The sequence below is a fragment of the Bordetella petrii genome (assembly GCF_000067205.1).
In the GTDB taxonomy this organism is placed as follows: Bacteria; Pseudomonadota; Gammaproteobacteria; order Burkholderiales; family Burkholderiaceae_B; genus Bordetella_A; species Bordetella_A petrii.
In genome coordinates, this window is record NC_010170.1 from 4,318,194 (window position 1) to 4,336,871 (window position 18,678).

Annotated in this window: 16 protein-coding genes; 5 read left to right on the forward strand and 11 right to left on the reverse strand. The window is 67.5% G+C overall.

The window, feature by feature from the left end; all coding sequences use genetic code 11:
* Positions 1-10 precede the first annotated feature (10 nt).
* Complete coding sequence (locus BPET_RS20755; RefSeq protein ID WP_012250976.1) at positions 11-2,272, reverse strand: arginine/lysine/ornithine decarboxylase; 2,262 nt, start codon at positions 2,270-2,272, stop codon at positions 11-13.
* Between the two features lie 175 nt (positions 2,273-2,447).
* Positions 2,448-2,894 carry a hypothetical protein gene (locus BPET_RS20760; protein ID WP_012250977.1) on the reverse strand — a complete coding sequence of 149 codons (447 nt, stop codon included), beginning with the start codon at positions 2,892-2,894 and terminating at the stop codon, positions 2,448-2,450.
* A gap of 266 nt (positions 2,895-3,160) precedes the next feature.
* On the opposite strand from BPET_RS20760, the gene BPET_RS20765 reads away from it, so the two are divergent.
* Positions 3,161-3,583, forward strand: a complete 423-nt coding sequence (locus BPET_RS20765; RefSeq protein ID WP_012250978.1) for a VOC family protein — start codon at positions 3,161-3,163, stop codon at positions 3,581-3,583.
* Entirely contained in the window at positions 3,580-4,035 is a 456-nt protein-coding gene (locus BPET_RS20770; RefSeq protein WP_012250979.1) for a GNAT family N-acetyltransferase, read from the forward strand. The genes BPET_RS20765 and BPET_RS20770 overlap by 4 nt, the downstream gene beginning before the upstream one ends.
* Here the strand turns inward: BPET_RS20770 and dcd are convergent, their stop codons facing one another.
* The 4 genes from dcd to apbC all read right to left on the reverse strand — a co-directional run bounded on the left by dcd (position 4,036) and on the right by apbC (position 11,303).
* A complete protein-coding gene (gene dcd, locus BPET_RS20775; RefSeq protein WP_012250980.1) occupies positions 4,036-4,599 on the reverse strand; it encodes a dCTP deaminase in 564 nt (187 codons plus the stop codon).
* 84 nt (positions 4,600-4,683) lie between these two features.
* Complete coding sequence (locus tag BPET_RS20780) at positions 4,684-8,286, reverse strand: translocation/assembly module TamB domain-containing protein (protein ID WP_012250981.1); 3,603 nt, start codon at positions 8,284-8,286, stop codon at positions 4,684-4,686.
* Positions 8,283-10,208 (reverse strand): autotransporter assembly complex protein TamA, encoded by a 1,926-nt coding sequence (locus BPET_RS20785; RefSeq protein WP_012250982.1) that lies wholly within the window; start codon positions 10,206-10,208, stop codon positions 8,283-8,285. The genes BPET_RS20780 and BPET_RS20785 overlap by 4 nt, the downstream gene beginning before the upstream one ends.
* Positions 10,209-10,211: 3 nt before the next feature.
* Complete coding sequence (apbC, locus tag BPET_RS20790; RefSeq protein WP_012250983.1) at positions 10,212-11,303, reverse strand: iron-sulfur cluster carrier protein ApbC; 1,092 nt, start codon at positions 11,301-11,303, stop codon at positions 10,212-10,214.
* A 98-nt stretch (positions 11,304-11,401) separates the two neighbouring features.
* Here apbC and BPET_RS20795 point away from each other — a divergent pair, with 98 nt between their 5' ends.
* Together BPET_RS20795 and metG are read left to right on the forward strand one after the other, a co-directional pair.
* Positions 11,402-11,686: a hypothetical protein gene (locus BPET_RS20795; protein WP_012250984.1), complete on the forward strand. Its 285-nt coding sequence runs from the start codon at positions 11,402-11,404 to the stop codon at positions 11,684-11,686.
* A 145-nt stretch (positions 11,687-11,831) separates the two neighbouring features.
* Positions 11,832-13,907, forward strand: a complete 2,076-nt coding sequence (gene metG, locus BPET_RS20800; RefSeq protein ID WP_012250985.1) for a methionine--tRNA ligase — start codon at positions 11,832-11,834, stop codon at positions 13,905-13,907.
* 24 nt (positions 13,908-13,931) lie between these two features.
* Here metG and BPET_RS20805 read toward each other — a convergent pair whose 3' ends face one another.
* The 3 genes from BPET_RS20805 to BPET_RS26965 form a co-directional block, all read right to left on the reverse strand.
* Positions 13,932-14,690 carry a sulfurtransferase gene (locus tag BPET_RS20805; protein ID WP_012250986.1) on the reverse strand — a complete coding sequence of 253 codons (759 nt, stop codon included), beginning with the start codon at positions 14,688-14,690 and terminating at the stop codon, positions 13,932-13,934.
* Positions 14,691-14,762: 72 nt separating this feature from the next.
* Positions 14,763-15,290, reverse strand: a complete 528-nt coding sequence (locus tag BPET_RS20810) for an META domain-containing protein (RefSeq protein ID WP_012250987.1) — start codon at positions 15,288-15,290, stop codon at positions 14,763-14,765.
* 166 nt (positions 15,291-15,456) lie between these two features.
* Positions 15,457-15,600, reverse strand: a complete 144-nt coding sequence (locus tag BPET_RS26965; protein ID WP_158310093.1) for a hypothetical protein — start codon at positions 15,598-15,600, stop codon at positions 15,457-15,459.
* Between the two features lie 53 nt (positions 15,601-15,653).
* Here BPET_RS26965 and BPET_RS20815 point away from each other — a divergent pair, with 53 nt between their 5' ends.
* Positions 15,654-16,478 carry a winged helix-turn-helix domain-containing protein gene (locus BPET_RS20815; protein WP_041863119.1) on the forward strand — a complete coding sequence of 275 codons (825 nt, stop codon included), beginning with the start codon at positions 15,654-15,656 and terminating at the stop codon, positions 16,476-16,478.
* 3 nt (positions 16,479-16,481) lie between these two features.
* On the opposite strand, the gene BPET_RS20820 is transcribed toward BPET_RS20815, so the two are convergent.
* Together BPET_RS20820 and tagF are read right to left on the reverse strand one after the other, a co-directional pair.
* A complete protein-coding gene (locus BPET_RS20820; protein WP_012250989.1) occupies positions 16,482-17,936 on the reverse strand; it encodes a serine/threonine-protein kinase in 1,455 nt (484 codons plus the stop codon).
* Between the two features lie 31 nt (positions 17,937-17,967).
* Entirely contained in the window at positions 17,968-18,672 is a 705-nt protein-coding gene (tagF, locus tag BPET_RS20825; RefSeq protein WP_012250990.1) for a type VI secretion system-associated protein TagF, read from the reverse strand.
* Positions 18,673-18,678: the final 6 nt, after the last annotated feature.

Genomic DNA, 18,678 nt, shown 5'->3' on the forward strand with positions numbered 1-18,678 from the left:
CGTGCACGGCTCAATCTTCGATCAGGCAGTCCACGTAGTACCGCTTGGAGCCGTCCGGCGCGGTATCTTCGGCCAGGCCGTGGATGTAAGTCTCGAAGCCGGGAAAGCGCTCGTTGAACTCGCGGGCGAACTGCAGGTATTGCACGATGGTGCGGTTAAAGCGTTCGCCCGGGATCAGCAGCGGGATGCCCGGGGGATAAGGCGTGAGCAGCACCCCGGTCACCCGGCCTTCGAGCTGGTCGATCTCGACCCGTTCGACCTCGCGGTGCGCCATGCGCGCAAAAGCGTCCGACGGCTTGAGGGCCGGCACCATGTCACTGAGATACATCTCGGTGGTCAGGCGGGCCACGTCTTTGGTGCGGTAGGCCTCGTGGATCTGCTGGCAGAGGTCGCGCAGGCCCATGCGCTCGTAGCGGCGATGATCGCGGCAGAATTCCGGCAGAATGCGCCACAGCGGCTGGTTGCGGTCGTAGTCATCCTTGAACTGCTGCAGGGCGGTCAGCAGCGTGTTCCAGCGGCCCTTGGTAATGCCGATGGTGAACAGGATGAAGAACGAGTACAGGCCGGTTTTTTCCACCACCACGCCGTGCTCGGTCAGGTATTTCGACACCAGCGCAGCCGGAATGCCGGTGTCGCCGAAGCTGCCCGACATGTCCAGCCCCGGGGTGATCACGGTGGCCTTGATCGGGTCCAGCATGTTGAAGCCGTCGGCCAGCTCGCCGAAGCCGTGCCAATGGTCGTTGGCCTCCAGCACCCAGTCGTCGCGATTGCCGATGCCTTCCGACACCAGGCGATTGGGGCCCCACACCTTGAACCACCAGTCGTTCTTGCCGAACTCGGATTCCACCTTGCGCATGGCGCGGCGGAAGTCCATGGCTTCGCGGATGCTTTCTTCGACCAGCGCGGTGCCGCCCGGCGGTTCCATCATGGCCGCCGCCACGTCGCACGACGCGATGATGGCGTACTGCGGCGAAGTGGAGGTGTGCATCAGGTACGCTTCGTTGAACACGTTGCGGTCGAGCTTGCGGGTCTCGGATTCCTGCACGATGATCTGCGAGGCCTGCGAAATACCGGCCAGCAGCTTGTGCGTCGAGTGCGTGGCGAACACCATCGGCTGCTGCGGGCGCGGGCGGCCCTGGCCAATGGCGTGCATATCCTGGTAGAACTCGTGGAACGAGGCGTGCGGCAGCCAGGCTTCGTCGAAATGCAGGGTGTCTACATAGTCGCCCAGCTGCTTTTTGATCATCTCCACGTTATAGATGACGCCGTCGTAGGTGCTTTGCGTCAGCGTCAGGATGCGCGGCTTCTTGTTGGCGGCCTCGCGCGCGAATGGGTTGGCTTCGATTTTCTTCTTGATGTTCTCGGGGTCGAATTCCTCGAGCGGAATCGGCCCGATGATGCCCAGGTGGTTGCGGGTGGGCCGCAGGAACACCGGGATCGCGCCCGTCATGGTAATGGCGTGCAGGATCGACTTGTGGCAATTGCGGTCGACCACCACCACGTCGCCGGCGGCGACGTTGGCATGCCAGACCACTTTGTTGGACGTGGAGGTGCCGTTGGTAACGAAGAAACAGTGGTCGGCATGGAAGATGCGCGCCGCGTTCAGTTCGGATTCGGCCACCGGGCCGGTGTGGTCCAGCAGTTGCCCGAGTTCGTCCACGGCGTTGCAGACGTCGGCGCGCAGCATGTTCTCGCCGAAGAACTGGTGGAACATTTGCCCCACCGGGCTCTTCAGGAACGCCACCCCGCCCGAATGGCCGGGGCAGTGCCACGAATAAGATCCATCTTGCGCGTAGTTGACCAGTTCGCGGAAGAACGGCGGCGGCAGACTGTCGACATAGCTGCGAGCTTCGCGGATGATGTGGCGCGCCACGAACTCAGGCGTGTCTTCAAACATATGAATGAAGCCGTGCAGTTCGCGCAGGATGTCGTTGGGTATGTGCTCGGACGTGCGCGTCTCGCCGTACAGGTAGATGGGGATGTCGGCGTTGCGAAAGCGCAGCTCGCCTATGAAGGCGCGCAGTTTCTTGATGGCGCCCGCCACGTCCTCGGGCGAATCGACGTCGAACTCTTCGTCGTCGATCGACAGGATGAACGCGCTGGCGCGGCTCTGTTGCTGGGCGAACGAGCTGAGGTCGCCGTAGCTCGTGACGCCGATCACCTCGACGCCCTCGGCCTCGATGGCCGTTGCAAGCGCGCGAATCCCCAGGCCCGAGGCATTCTCGGAACGATAGTCTTCGTCGATGATGAAAATGGGGAAGCGGAATTTCATGCGGGCGCTCCAGGGGGCGAGGCAAAACGGAGGCGAGTGTACTGCGAGTCGGGGACCGCAGGTGGGCAGGGCGCCGGCGCGGGTGCGCAGCGCCGCGTGGAAGGGAATTGTAGGCCGCTTTGCGTGGCGGCGCAGGACGGCCGAGGCGCCGGGCCGCACGCCCGGGCCTGGCGGTTCACCGGATGGTGTCGGAGGCGCGCGCGTTGACGGCGCGCACGTAGTGCTGGAAAAACGCCGGCAGCGTGTCGGCGGCGCCGTTGCGCACGCGCCGCTCGACCTTGGAAATAGCGCACAGGCAAACATCGAACTCGGGCTCGCCGGTCACCAGCACCACCGGGTCTTCGTCGTCGCAGACCTCGTACAGCCCGCCGAAATGGCGGCGGCCGACTTCGTACAGATAGGCGGCGGCGCCCACCGTCTGCATGGGCGTCAGGGTCAACCGACCCTGGTGAGCCTCTTCGAGCACGGCGTCCAGTGCCGCCACGCTCTCGATAGAGTAGTCCAGGGCCGAGGTGCCGGGCACGGCCGCCAGGAAGGCCTCGGCCGCGCTGTTGACGCGCTCGATGAACTCGTCTTGCACCTCTTCGTCTACTTGCTGCGTATTTTTCTGGAAACCGAACATCGTTGGCTCCTGCGCCGGCAACCCGCGCGATTAGGTAGTTCCATTATATTTACCGCCCCCGCCGGCCACAGCCCGACACCCGGGGTAGTTTGAGCCTCGTTACGAACGCGCACGCCATGTCACGCCCCCACAGATGCCTGGTTGCGGGGCGCTTTCCCCTGGGGACGGCCGTCTTGTAGGGCGGGCGCCGCAGCGCCATACTGGACACTTCGAGACACGCCTTTTTGTTGCACACGTGCAACGCCACAGCGAGTGCGGAGGCCGTAATGCAAGTACTGGTCAATATTGATGTCGACGACCTGGACCGGGCCATCCAGTTCTACCGCGATGCTTTCGGCCTGGAGGTGACGCGCCGCTTCGGCGGCGATGGCGCCGAGCTGGCGGGCGCGGGCGCGCCCATTTACTTGCTGCGCAAGGCGCAAGGGTCGCGGCCGGCCGGCACGGTGGCGGGCGGCCGCGACTACGCGCGCCACTGGACGCCGGTGCATCTGGACTTCGTCGTGGATGATGTCGATGCCGCCACCAGCACTGCGGTGGCGGCCGGCGCCATTCTGGAAGACCCTCCGCATACCCACGCCTGGGGCCGCATTGCCCACTTGTGCGACCCGTTCGGCCATGGCCTGTGCATCCTGCAGTTCACGGACCAGGGTTACGATGCGATTTCCACAGTAGAGAATAGTCCGCCATGACCGCCAGCCTGGCGTACCTGCCCGTGACCGAACAGGATTTCGACGCGCTGGCAGACCTGCGAGCCGCCGCCATGCGGCCCAGCCTGGAACGCCTGGGCCGTTACGATGCGCGCCGCTCGCGCGAGCGGCTGCGCGCCACGTTCGAGCCGGCCCACACCCGCGGCATACACCTGGACGGCCGGCGCATCGGGTTCTACGCCCTGCGCCCCCAGGACGACGCGCTGCGGCTGGATCACCTGTACCTGCTGCCGGTGGAAAGCGGCCGCGGCGTGGGCAGCCGCGTCTTGCGGGACATTATCGGGCAGGCCCAAGCGGCGGGGCGCGCATTGCGGGTGGGCGCGCTGCGCGGCAGCGACGCTAACCGCTTTTATCTACGCCACGGTTTCGTGCTGGCCGGCGAAACCGAATGGGACATCGAATACCGGCTCGACTGCCGGCCGCTGGCCGCCTGATCAGGTGCGCGGCAGCGTGACGCCGCGCTGGCCCTGGTATTTGCCGCCACGGTCGCGGTACGAGGTTTCGCAGACTTCGTCGCTTTCCAGGAACAGCATCTGCGCGCAGCCTTCGCCCGCGTAGATCTTGGCCGGCAGCGGCGTGGTGTTGGAGAACTCGAGCGTGACGTGGCCTTCCCATTCGGGTTCAAGCGGCGTGACATTGACGATGATGCCGCAACGCGCATAGGTGCTTTTGCCCAGGCAGATGGTCAGCACGCTGCGCGGAATGCGGAAGTACTCCACCGTGCGCGCCAGCGCGAACGAGTTGGGCGGAATGATGCAGACATCGCCCTTGAAATCGACGAACGATTTCTCGTCGAACTGCTTGGGATCGACGATGGTGGAATTGATGTTGGTGAAGATCTTGAATTCGTCTGCGCAGCGCACGTCATAGCCGTAGCTGCTGGTGCCATAGCTGACGATACGGCCGCCATTGGCGGTGCGGACCTGGCCGGCCTCGAAGGGTTCGATCATGCCGGCTTCGGCCGCGCGGCGGATCCAGCGGTCGCTTTTGATGCTCATGGTGAGAAGTGCCCAGGTTGGTTGCAGGCTATTTTATCGTCTTGCCGCCCGGTGGCGCCCAGGCCGGAATCAAAGGCGCCCGGTTCAGTCGGCGAAAAAGGTGCGGTAGACCAGCGCAATGCCGCTGATAGTGCCCGCCTTCAGGTCCAGCGACAGCCGGCGCGACAGCCGGTAGCTGGCCCGGCCCACCGTTTCCGAGCCGGCCATGGCCTGCTCGACGCTGAGCGTAATGCCATTGGCGAAGTGCTTGCTGGCCACGATGAACTGGGTGGCCAGCTCGCTGTTGCTGTCCAAGTTGATCTGGCTGGCCACGGTGCGGTCGGGCAACAGGCTGCCCGAGCTGCCGATGGTGCCCGAGCGGATACTGAGTTCGTCCAGCCCCAACTGCCGGTAGAACGGCTGTCCGCCGCCCAGCAGCGCGGTACCCACCGACAGCAGCAGGGCGGCGTCGCTGCCCCCTTCGTCGGGGCCGCGCCCCAAAATCAGCCACGACAGCTTTTCGACATCGCTGACCTCGGGGTACGACACCAGGTCGATGCGCGGGCGCTGCGCCGTGCCGCTGACCCGCACGCCGGCCTCGACCTGTTCTCCGGTGCGCAGCGCCTCGATGTCGAGCAGCGGATTGTCCAGCCGGCCCTGGAACGTCAGGGTGCCGCGCCGCAGCCGCAGCTTCTGCCCATAGGCTTCGATGCCCCCGCCGCGCGTGCGCAGCGCGCCGATGCCGGTCAGGCGGCCGTCCGCCATGCGGATCTGTATAGACCCCAGCAGCCCGGCGTCCAGCCCCATGCCCGTAATGTAGAAACGCGGCCCCATGTCGAACTTCAGGTCCATGGACATCTGCAGGGGCGAAGCGCGCGCCTGCTCGTCGTCGCCCGCGTGGATGACTCGCACGTCGTCGTCCAGGCTGGGCACGCCCTGCAGGATTTCCAGGCTGAACCAGCCCGCGTCGGCCGTCAGGTCGCCCGAAATGGAAATGCGCGGCAACTGGGCATCGATATCGACGACGCCCGACACCATGGCATAGCGGTCGGAACGCTGCAGCGCGGGGAAGCGGTGCAGCTTCAGGTGCACCGCCCCCTGCGCCTGCAGCAAGTCCCATTGGCCGCTGGCTTCGACATAGCCGCCTTTGGCGTCGGCATTGCTGGTCACCCATTCGCGCGTGCGCCATTCGTCGGGCATGACGCGCAGCGAGGCCGGGAAACGCAGCGAATCGAGAATCAGCCGGGTGTCCTGCAGATGCGCCGCCAGCGTCCCGTCGACCAACCGCACCCCGTCGTCGATACGCACTACGCGCAGCGACTGGCCGCGGATGGCGCCCGAGGCGCTCCATTTGCCGCCAGGCGTGCCTTGCGCCGCCACGTTGGCCTGCAACTTGCCGCGCACTTCCATGGTGTCGCCGACGAACAGGTCGACCCACGCCAGGTCGGCGATATCGGCATCCAGGCGCACCTGCATCGGACGCGCGGTGTCGAGCGCCAGCCCGCCGCCAGGCCGCGCCACCAGGATGGCCGTGGCCGAGCCGGACAGCACGCCCATCTTGCGGGTACGCACATCCAGCGTCGCGTTCACGCTGCTGGTGCTGGCGCCGGTGGGCCTGGCCGCCACGTCGAGCACCAGGTCGGTCAGGCCCAGCGGAATGGGCGGATCGCCCGGAATGCGCAGGTCGCCATCGCGGCGCGTGACGCGAGCGCGGCCCGACAGCGCACCGGCGAATTTAAGATCCCAGGAGGCATCGAGGGCAATGCGGCGCTGGCCATCGGGCACCTGCGCGTTGACGCGCTGCCGGCCTTGGTCTGCGCGGGCGGCCGCCTGCGGATCCGTGGCGCGAATGATCTGCCTGAGCATCGAGCGGGTAATGACCAGGTTGTCGGCGCGCCCCGCGGTTTCCCAACGGCCCGGTCCGCCACGCGACCCCTGGTGGTCGATCAGCACGCGCTGTTTGTCGGGCAGCGTTACGGCCAGTTGGGTGGCGCCCACCTGCCATTGCCAGCGCGGCGCGGCCGCATCGGGCACGAAAGACAATGCCAGGGGCTGCAGGGCGGCGCTGAAGTTCATTGAACTGGCCGTCAGCCGTTCGATGCGGCCGCGCCAGCCTGGCTGCCCGCCATCGGCCTGGCCATCCTGGCCCGTGCCCCAGCCGCCGGCGAAGACGATCTCGGCCTGCATGGGCGCGCGGCCCAGCGTGTCGGCGCGCGCATCGGCAGGCGTGTAGCGGGCGTTGAGTTGGCCGCGGTGCTGCTCCAGGCGCCCTTCGAGCTTGCCCCGTAAAGTGGCGCCGCCGGGCAGGCCGGGCCAGAAGGCATCCAGCCGCGGCGTATTTGCATCCAGGGTCAAGGCCCCGTCGCCCTGGCTCAGCTGGCCCTGCGCGCGCACGCGATTCGGGCCCAGGGCCAGGTCGAGCCGCAGGTCGCGCAACTGGTAGCCTGCCAGGGGATCCGCGGTTGGCATGGCGGCGGCATCGGGCGCCAGCGGCTGAGCGGGCGCCGGCATGGCATCCAGGCGACCGGCCAGTGTGCCGGACAGCGGCTGGCGGTTCCAGCGGCTGCCTTGAGCGATGTCGGCCTGCACGTACGCCTGCCGCAGCTCGTACGCGCCGGCGACCTGGGCGTCCACAGCCATGCGCGCGCTCAACAGCGCCGGCGGAATCGCGTCGCCCACCAGGCGACCCAGGTCCAGCCGTTCGGCATCGAGCGTGGCGACCACTCGGTCGACGCCAGGGCTGGCGGCTTGCGGCTGGCGGTCCAGCGTGACGACCAGGCCGGATTTGTCGGCCAGGCGCAGGTTCAGGTTGGCGGTGCGCACCGGAAAAGGCTGGCCGAATGCCAGGCCGGCCTGCGCCAGCAGTGTCAGCGCGCCATCGGCCGTGGCGCCGTCCAGGCGCAGATCGAGCTGGTCGAGCGAGCCTTCCGCATCGACCCGCAGCGTGGCCGCGCAAGCCGCGGCGCCGGCCGCCGCGTCATCGGGTGCTGCCTTGGCCGGTGCTGCCTTGGCCGGCAGGCCAGCCAGCATGTGACTGGCGCACAAGGGCGAATCGGCCCCTACGCCTTGCGCGTCGATATCCAGATGCGCCCACATCGGCCAGGGCGAGGCCATCTGCTGCAGGTTGAACTGCCCTTGCAGCGCGGCGGCCGCCTGGGCGTGTTGCAGGCGCAAGCTGGCCAGATTCAGGCGCGCGCCATCGGCGCCAGCCTGGCCGCTGACGACCAGATTACTAATTGACACTGGCACCGCGGAGCCGTCGATGATGAGGTCCAGCGTGCCCAAGGCCAGGCGGTCGAGCGCGAGCTCCACCGGCAGCGATGGAACGGCCAGCGGCTCATCCGGGGGCGGCTCGGCGGAAGACGACGCCACGGCCACCTGCACACTGTCGGCCGACAACTCGCGCACATGCAGCAGGCGGTGGCCCAGGTCGCGCCACTGCACGTCGAGCCGCAGCCCCGCGATATCGACGTCGGCGCCAGGCAAGGCCAGCTGCAGCCGGCCCACGCGCAGCCCGTCCAGCACGCTGCCGCGCACCTGTTCGGCGCGGCCGTCGAACTGTTGCGCCACCACGCCCAGCAACACGCGCGTGCCCGGTTCGGTGCCGGCCAGCCACAGGGCAAACGCGCACAGCAGCACCACCAGCATGACCGGCAGGGGCAGCCACCAGATCAGCAGGTGGCGCAGCAGGGCTCGCAGGCGGTTCAAAAGGCGATCCCCAGCGAAAAGTGCAGGCGCAGGTCACGCTCGCGCTGGCCGTAGGCCAGGTCCAGGAACAGCGGGCCGGCAGGGGTGCGCAGGCGCGCGCCCACGCCGTAGCCGACATGCATCTGCATTTCGCCGAACGATTCGGCCGCGTCGCCCGCATCCACGAATACCGCCATGCCCCAGCGCTCGTCGAAATAATGGTCGTACTCGATGCTGGCCACTGCGAGCGTCGGCGCGCCCACTACGGCGTCGTCCTTGTCAACGCCGATGCTCTGGTACCGATAGCCGCGGATGGAGCGCGCGCCGCCGGTGCGAAAACCGAAATCGTCCGGCACGCTGGTTTGCGAATCGGACCACACCCGGCCGACTTCGCCGCGCACCGTCAGCACGTCGCGCTGGCCCACCGGCCACCACCGCTGGCCTCGCAGGCGCGCCCGAAGAAACGGCCGCCCGGTGTCGAGCACCACCCCTACCCCGCCGCCCACCGCGATCAGGGTGCCTTCACGCGGATCGTATTTGTTGTCGACGTCGCGGCGCAGCCACTCGGAGGTAAGCGTCGCGCTGGGCAAGTCGTATTCGTCGCCCCCGTCGATCTTGACGTGGTCGTGCGCCAGCAGCACGCCCCAGCGGTTTTCGTATTCGACCCGGCTGTCGCCCGCGCCCCTGCGTTCGCGCAGCCGCGTGGCGCCCAGGGCAAAACGCCGCACATCCAGGCCTTGGATGTCGGTGTGGTCGGCCAGCAGCCCGATGGAGTCGCGCTGGCCTTTTTCATCGGGCGGCAGGTGGAAATCGAGATAGGCGCGCTGGCGCAGGCGGTCGACGCCTATGCCGCTTTCCAGCGTAACAGGCTGGCCAAACACCACATTCTGCCGGTACGTGATTTCGGCGCGCACGCCGGCATCGCTGTCCACGCCCAGGGAAGCCGCCAGCCGCCGCGCCGGCGCCTCGACTACGCGCACGTCGACCGGCAGGGTCACGACCCCATCGGAATCGAGCGCGGCGGCGGGCCGGGCCGCACCTGGGCCGCCCGCCACGAGCGGCTCGCCCTGGGGCGTGGCGGCGGCCAGGTCCTGCGAGCCGGGCGCGCGGGCACGCCCGGACTGCGCCACGCCCTGGGGCGCCGCGTGCTCAGGCGCAACCGGCGAATCATCGGACGGCGACGTGTCCAGGGTAACGAAGGCACCGCGGAAAAACGCCGTGGACTGCAGGTCTTGCTGCCAGCCATCGAGCTTGTCCTGGCGATACGCATCGCCCGGCGTATAGCGCACATATCGGCGCACCAGCGAATCGGGCACGCGTCGCAGGCCCTGTGTGTTCAGTTCTCCCATGCGCACCAGCGGGCCGCTGTCGATGGTGACGGTCAGGTTCACTTCGGCGCTCTCGGCATACACCGCCGCGTCAGAGGCGGTCAGCCGCGCGAGCATGAAGTCGCGCGAAGCCACGGCATCGAGCAGGCTTGCCTTGGCCCTGTTCCACTCGCTGTTGATGAACGGCTGGCCCACCGGCAACGACCACGCCTCGCGCAGTTCGGCTATCCGGTCGGCGTATTCGGGCCGCGTAACGCGCCCGGTGAACTTCAGGTCGACCGACGCCACGCGGGCGCGCTTGCCGGGCTGGATGGAGATGTCCCAGGTCTCGCCGCCCACGTCGGTGCCAGTCTCCAGCGTGACGACCGGCGAGAAGTAGCCCTGGGTGGCCAGCGCGGCCAGCGTGGCGTCGCGGGCGCGGCGGCGCAGGCGGTTGATTTCTCCGCCGTCCTGGTCTTCGGCCAGCCGGGTGATGGCGGCGACCGCCTCGGTAATGGACTGCAGCGCGGCCGCAGGCACGCCGCCCGGATCGATGACGACCTCGGGCGCCTTCGCGTAGGCGCTGGCAGCCGCGCCCCACAGGGCGGTCAGCAGCAGGGCGGCCCCTACCCGCATACTTCAGGTCGTCGGCGGCTGGACGACGACAGGCGGCAACCGGCCGGCCATGTCGCGCGGCAACGCCGCCACGCCGGCGGCCAGCTTGCGGGCGATGTCACGGTAGCGCCGCGCCGCCTCGCCATCGGGATCGGCCACCACGCTGGGCCGCCCGGCGTCGGCCTGCTCGCGGATGTCCAGCGCCAGCGGCAGGCTGCCCAGCCACGGCGCCTGGTACTGCGCTGCCATGCGCTGGCCGCCCCCCTCTCCGAAAATATGTTCGGCGTGCCCGCACTGGCTGCAAATATGCACGGCCATGTTTTCGACGATGCCCAGGATGGGCACGTCGACCTTCTGGAACATGCGCAGGCCCTTGCGAGCGTCCTGCAACGCCAGGTCTTGCGGGGTGGTGACGATGACGGCGCCCACCACCGGCACTTTCTGGGCCAGCGTCAACGCCAGGTCGCCCGTACCCGGCGGCATGTCGATGACCAGGTAATCGAGGTCGCGCCAGTTGGTCTGGCGCAGCATCTGCTCGAACGCCTGGGTCACCATGGGACCGCGCCAGATGGCCGGCGCGTCGGCATCGATGAGAAAGCCAATGGAATTGGCCTGCAGGCCATGTCCTTGCAGCGGCTCCATGGTCTTGTTGTCGTGGCTGGCAGGCCGGCCCGAGATGCCCAGCATGGTGGGCACGCTGGGGCCGTAGATATCGGCATCGAGAATGCCGACGTGCGCGCCATCGGCCGCCAGGGCCAACGCCAGATTGACTGCCGTGGTGCTCTTGCCCACGCCGCCCTTGCCCGAGGCGACCGCGATGATGTTGCGCACGGTGGGCAGCGGCTTCAACCCACGCTGTACGGCATGCGCGGCCACCGACCATTGCACGGTCACCTGCGCGCCGGGCAGGCCCGCCGCGGCCAGGGCCTGCCGCGCGGCGTCTTCGAGCTGCCCGGCCACGAAACCGGCCGGATAGCCGAGGATCGCGGTGACTGTTACTGCCGCGCCATCCAGCAGGATGTCACTATCTTTTACAAATGAAGCCAGCTCCCGGCCCGAAAAGGGGTCTGTTACGGCCCGCAACGCCGCACGGACCTGTGCTGTCGTTATACTCATTACTCTGATTCCATAGGCAGGACGGCTTTGCGCCGGCCGCTACCCACAAGGATAGCGGATACGCGGGAACCTTTTGTCCTGTTTTGCATCCGACCATCATGATCGATACTTTCTCCCGATTCCTCCGCGCCGTGGCGTTCGCCGTGCTGGCCCTGTTCGGCATGGCCATGGCCCTGGTGTTCATGATCTCGACCGCCATCGCGGTCGGCATCCTGTACGTCGTGGCCAAGGTCCGCGGCAAGCCGTTCGGCGTGCGCGCCTACTGGAGCCAGCGCCAGGGCGCGCGGCCGGGCGCGTTCCGCCCCGGCGCCGCCCCGGGCCCCGCGCCCTTCGCGCCCGCCCGCGGCGACGTCATCGACGTCGAAGTGCGCGAAGTCCGCTAAACAGCCCCGCCGCCCTTCATTCCGCCCCTGCCCCGGCCTGGCCCGGCGCAGGGGCGTGTGCTTTACGCGGCCGGCAGGCTGCCCCTTGCCTGCCGCGGGCCGCTAAAATAGCCGGCTACCCCTTTCCCGAACCGTCCATCTCGATATGTCCCGCACCCTGTTCGTCACGACCGCGCTGCCCTACGCCAACGGATCTTTCCACATCGGCCACATCATGGAATACATCCAGGCCGACATCTGGGTCCGCTCGATGCGCATGGCGGGCCACACGGTGCATTTCGTGGGGGCCGACGACGCGCACGGCGCGCCCATCATGCTCAAGGCCGAAAAAGAAGGCATTTCGCCCCAAGAGCTGGTGGCCCGCTATGCGGCCGAACGCCCGCGCTACCTGGACGGCTTCCATATCCGCTTCGACCACTGGCACTCCACCGATTCCGCCGAAAACGTCGCGCTGTCGCAAGACATCTATCGCGCCCTGCAGGCCGCCAACCTGATCGAAACACGCGCCATCGAACAGTTCTACGACCCGGTCAAGGGCATGTTCCTGGCCGACCGCTACATCAAGGGCGAATGCCCCAAGTGCCACGCCAAAGACCAGTACGGCGATTCCTGCGAAGTCTGTGGCGCGGTCTACGCGCCCACCGATCTCATCAATCCGTATTCGGCGCTCACGGGCGCCACGCCGGTGCTGAAGTCATCCGAACATTTCTTCTTCAAGCTGTCCGACCCGCGCTGCGTTGAATTCCTGCAGCACTGGACCACCGGCGTCAATGCGGCCGGCAACAAGCACCTGCAGCCCGAGGTGCAGGCCAAAACGCGCGAGTGGCTGGGCGGCGACGACGGCCAGGCCAAGCTCGGCGACTGGGACATCTCGCGCGACGCGCCGTACTTCGGCATTGAAATCCCCGACGCGCCGGGCAAGTACTTTTACGTATGGCTCGACGCGCCCGTCGGCTATCTGGCGTCGCTGAAATCGTATTGCGCCAAGCAGGGGCTCGACTTCGACGCCCTGCTCGACCCGCAGGGCAGCACCGAACAGGTGCACTTCATCGGCAAAGACATCATCTATTTCCACGCGCTGTTCTGGCCGGCCATGTTGAAGTTCGCCGGCCGCAAGACGCCCGATGCGCTCAACGTGCACGGGTTCATCACGGTCAGCGGCGAGAAAATGTCCAAGAGCCGCGGCACCGGCATCTCGCCGCTGCGCTACCTGGACATCGGCATGAACGCCGAATGGCTGCGCTATTACATCGCCGCCAAACTGAACGCCCGGGTCGAAGACATCGACTTCAACCCCGACGACTTCGTCGCGCGCGTCAACAGCGACCTGGTCGGCAAGTACGTCAACATCGCCAGCCGGGCCGCGAATTTCATCACCAAGCATTTCGATGGCGCGCTGGCCTACGAAGGCGATACCGCGGCCCTGTCGGCCGAATTCGCCGCCCGGGCCGAGTCCATCCGTGCGGCCTTCGAGGCGCGCGAATACAACCGCGCCATCCGCGAGATCATGGCCTACGCCGACGGCATCAACCAGGCCTTCGACACGGCCCAGCCGTGGGTGCTGGCTAAGGGCATCGGCGCCGCCGACGCCGCCCAGAAGGCCCGGCTGCAAGACATCTGCTCGCGCTCGCTGGCCGGCTTCAAGGCCCTTTCGGTCATGCTGGCGCCGGTGCTGCCGGCACTGGCCAACCGTGTGGCGCGCGAACTGTTCGGCGCGGCGCAACCGTTTACCTGGGCCGACGCGGCCGCGCTGCCGGAGCGCGTGGCGCCGTTCAAGCACTTGATGCAGCGGGTCGACCCCGCGCTGCTCGACCAATTGTTCGAGCCCCCGGCGCAGCCCGTGCCGGCGGCTGCGCTGCCCGGCGGCGAAGCCGTGGCCGACACCATCACCATCGACGACTTCGCCAAGATCGACCTGCGCATCGCCAAAATCGTCGATTGCCAGCACGTCGAAGGCTCGACCAAGCTGTTGCAACTCACGCTCGATGTCGGCGAGGGGCGGCACCGCAACGTGTTCTCGGGCATCAAATCCGCCTACCGCCCCGAAGACCTGGTGGGCAAACTCACCGTCATGGTGGCCAACCTGGCGCCGCGCAAGATGAAGTTCGGCGTGTCCGAAGGCATGGTGCTGGCGGCCAGCCACGCCGACGAGGGAGTCGATGCGGGCATTTACGTGCTCGAACCCTGGCCCGGCGCGCAGCCCGGCATGCGGGTACGCTAAGCAGGGGCACCGCCCCCAGGGCGGCTAGGCCGTGGCGAGCTGCGCCACGGCGCCCGCCGGCGCCAGCGCCGGGTCCAGCGCGACACGCTCGTCAAAAACGAAGCAATTGCCGTTGAAGCCCTTGCCGCCGGTTTCCTCGAAGTATTTCAGGATGCCGCCGTCGAGCTGGTACACGTGCTCGACACCCGATTCAGCCATGTACAGCGCGGCCTTCTCGCAGCGGATTCCTCCCGTACAAAAGCTGACCACGGTCTTGCCGCGCAGGCTGTCGCGATGCGCCTGCACGGCAGCAGGGAACTGGGTGAAGCGCTCGATGCGCCAATCGACCGCCCCTTCGAAGGTTCCGGCGTCCACCTCAAAAGCATTGCGCGTGTCCAGCATCACCACCGGCCGCCCCTGATCGTCGACGCCCTGCTCCAGCCAGCGCGCCAGCGTGGCGGGCGACACGGCCGGCGCCCGGCCGGACTGCGGCTGAATGGCGGGGTGATCCATCCGGATGATCTCGCGCTTGATTTTCACCCGCAGGCGGCGAAATGGCACGGTCTCCGACAGGCTAAACTTCGCCTCCAAGTCGGCCAACCGGGAATCCGCGCGCAACCATTGCAAGAATGTGTCAATCTTGTCACGCGAGCCGGCCAGGAATAAATTGATGCCTTCCTCGGCCAGCAGCACAGTGCCTTTGAGGTTGACGGCCCCGGCTTGCGCCAGCACATCGGCGCGCAGGGTTGGCAGGTTATCCAGGACAACGAATTTATAAGCGGCAATATTGACAACAGCGGGCATGGTTGGCGATTTTGGTGACCAGAACGCACTATTTGGTAAGCAAGTGCCTGCCACATTGGCAGGCGGACACGGTCATTGGGGCGTGGGCGGGTCTTGGCGGCGCGTGAACTCCAGGACCTCGCCGCTGCGGACATTGAAGGTCAGGTGGCGGGGAGCCCCGCCGCTATCCAGCGTGAAGGTCTGGATGCTGGCCAGCGCGCCGAGATAGTCGTGTTCGAGCCGGGCGCGTTCCGGCGCCGGGCACGCCATGCGGGTGCTGGCGGGAGCCGAAATTGACAGTTTCCCACCTTGCAGCTTGTAACTGCCCATATAGCGATTACAGCCCGAAAATCCGTTAACCCGATAATTGCCGTTCTGAGCCAGGAAAGTAAGTTGTATAGGCTCTCCGTTGTCTCCGTGCGGAATGGCCCGCAGGGAACCATCGGACGCTGTCCAGCGGGTGAGCTCCCAGTGGGTCTGGGCCAGCGAATCGGCGCTGGTCGCGGCATTTGCCGCGGCTGCTCCTCGGGCTTCGGCCTGGCCGGTAGTGTTGGCGCAGCCGGCCAGAGCAAGTGCCAGGGCGGCAAGCAGCACGCCGCGGACAGGCGTAGGAATCGGCATGTGGATGCTCCGTAGATCAACACGAGTCATCTACTGTACCGCGAGGCGGCCGCTGATAAACCGCCCGTTTGCGCAACAACAAACGGGCTGTAAGGCGAATTGTATCAATTTGGCGTTTCTATTCACATAGATACACATTTGAGGTTAAATGACAAACAGCGTCACACTACATCAGCAGCCAGACCTCGCTCCAGCCGATAACGCCGATTTTCTTGATCCTCGCGAATCGGGCGCCGGCCGTGCATTGCCACGGCCCATCCAGCGCCACCACCCCTACCCCCAACCTCACGCAAGCCTCGTGCCGCAGCATGTCAGATGCGGCGCGCTACCCGCACCTGGCTCCTCCCCATCCGGAAGGGAATCATGAATAACTCGCTGGATGTCCTCTTTCTTGTTGGAGACGACACCACCCACCCACAGCAGATCGCCGACCTGGAGCACCTGGGATTCCAAATCCACCGCTATACAGAACTGGCCGAGTTGTATACCCATGTGGCCCAGCACGGCTCCGTTTCGCTGATCGTCCTGACTGGCTCGCTACCCAAGATTCACATAGCCGCGGCGCAGTTGCGCGCCATGCGGCACACCCTCGGGATCATTGTCCTGGCCACCTTTGCTGACAGCGAAGCGCGCGTGCGCACGCTGCTGTGCGGCGCGGACGCCTGCCTGGACGTGGGCGCCAGCGGCATGGAGCTGGCCGCGGTGTTCCAGTCATTGCTGCGCCGCATTACCGAAGTCGCGCCGCCCGTCGCGGCCGAAACCGCGGCGCCGAAGCTGGCAGCAGTGGAAGCCGCCAGCCCCGCCGCCGAGCCCGCCGAACCGCCTGCCGCTGCTCCCAGCGTGCCCGGCTGGCGACTAGCCAGCAAGGGCTGGAGCCTGGTCGCGCCCAACGGCCAGGAATTGACGCTGACCACGGCGGAACGCAGCTTCTTGCTGCGCCTGGTGCGCGCCCCCGACAAGAAAGTCAGCCGCGAAACGCTGATTGCCGATGGCGTGCAATCGGGCGAAGCGGCCGACGGCGAGCGGCGCGGCCGCTTTGTCGATGTGATGATCAGCCGCATGCGCCGCAAGGCGGCCGTCAACCATATGCGCCTGCCAATCAAGGCCGTGCACGGCTGGGGCTATATGTTCACCGCCGATGTCGTGGAAGAGGCCGGCACGCCGGACGACGGCGGCGCGGCCTCCTGAGGCTTACTCGAACACGTGGGAAATCGATGCCGAGCCGCCGGCGCTGACATTGATGGAAGTTTCGTAGTCGGGCGCGGCAGGGTTGCGGATGGTGACGCGATGTCGTCCCGGCGTCAACGTCAGTTCGGTCAACGGCGGGCTGATGCCGCGCGAACGGCCATCCACCAGCACCTCGCCCCACGGTTGCACATGCACTCGCACCGCCACTGACGCGGGCGGCGCTTCTTCGGGCGCAGCGGCGGCATCGGCAGCTTCCGCCGAAGCAGCGCCCTCGGCATTGGCTGCGCCCTCGGCCGTGGCGCCGGTCGCCGCGGCGGCATCGGCCGGCGCGCTCTCAGCCGCCCCAGCCTGACCACCCGCCTCAGGCGTGGCGGCCGCCCCCACCGGCGCACCCGGCGGATTCTCGCCGGGTACCGGATTCGCGGCAGACGAAGACCCGGCTGACGGCGACGCGGCGTCCGCGGGCGCTGGAGTTGGCGCCGTAGCGCTTGGCGGCTGTGCCGGTGCGAACGGCGCGTCGGCCGGCTCCTGAGCGGGTGGCGCGGCGGGCGCGGCACCTTCCGCAGGCGGCGCGGCCGGGCTGGCCTCGCGCGGCGCGTTCAGGTCGGACAGCGCGGGCGGCGTCGGCACCGGCGCCTGTGACGGCGGCGCGGTGGGCGCTTCTGCAGGCGCAGGGTCCTGGCGAGCCGACTGCGGGGCAGTCGCTTCCGGGCGCAGCCACAGGTAAACAGCAAACGCCACCGTCGCCAATACCCCCAGCAATACCAGCAAGGGCACGCGCGGGCCCGGCGCCGGCTTGGCGGCGGCCGCCACCGGCGGCAGCGCGGGTTCGGGATCGGGGGTCAGGGCTGGCGGTTCGGCGGGTGGCTGAGGCACTGGCGCCGGCGCAAGCTCGAAGGCCTGCGCGAAGGCATCCATGTCCTGCGGGCGCGCGGCATGCTTCATCGACAGCCCGCGGTCCACCGCCTGCAAAAAGCCAGGATCGTAAGCGCCCAGGTCACGCCCGGCCAGCGGCTCGTATGTGTCCTTGACGCAGCGTGCCAGCGCGGCCGGCGGCGCAAAGCCCACCAGCAAGCTATGGGCCAGCGCGCTCAAGGCGTAAATGTCGGTCCAGGGGCCGCAGGGCTGTTCGGGGTCGTCGGTGTACTGCTCGAACGCGGCATAGCCTTCCATGCGCGCGCCGCCGTCGGCATCGGCCGTGGGTTCCAGCGGCGGCACCAGCAAGTGCGCCTTGCCGGTGGTGTCCAGGCCGACGGTGCTCATGGCGATGGCGCCGTGCACGCGGCCTTTGGCGTGCAATTCGGCCAGCGGCGCGGCCACGTCCGCCAGCACGCGGCGGATCCGCGCCTGTGGCACGCCGCCGCTGGCGGCTGCCGCAATCGCGCTCAGGGGCCGGTGGCCGTACGCGTCGCCCGCGGGCGTGTGGCGGTTCGGCAAAGTGGCGAAAGATGCGCTCATAATCGGGCTCCGGGCATGTCAGCTCGCTGCCCTAGCGCCAGGCCGGCAGCGATGCGAACAATCGGGTGAACAGCGCGGCGTTCAGCGAACCGCCGTGCACGTAGGTCTGCAGCGCCGCGCCGTCGACCTGGTTGGTCCACCAGTAACTGGTATGCGAACTGGGGTTGAAGCAGAACGGCAGGTCGGGCCAGGCCGCCAGGCTGTGCGAGGCCACCGGTTCGGCGCCGCCGTCCAGCCCGGCATTCAAGATATCCATGATGTCGCTGCCGCTGGACCGTTCCACGGGCCGCGCCGCGCCCGGCACGCGAATATCCAGCAGCTCGCGGTCGAACTGCTCGGCCGCGCAGCCGTGCCGCACCGCCGACAGCATGCTGGCGCCGATCTGCCGGTAATACTCGGTGGCGCCATCCAGCATGCTGCTGTGGTATGCGTCGGCGGGAATCGCCATGATTACGCACAGGGGGTAGCCACGCCCTACCCGGTCGCGACTGGGCGCGATGCAGCCCAACTGCGCCCCGTTGCCGCTGGGCCCCGACGGAATGGCGAAATTCCAGATCGGGGCGGCCGCGAAGCTGCGCGCCGCGCTGTCGTCGGGCGCCTGCTTCAGCGCAGCCAGCCCGTACTGCAGCCAGCGGTCCCACCACGCGATCAGTTCGCGCGGCAGGCGGCGGTGCACGAAATCGCCCGCGGCGGGAATCTTCCCGTACCAGCCCAGTTTCTCCGTTGCATCGTCCATCGTGAA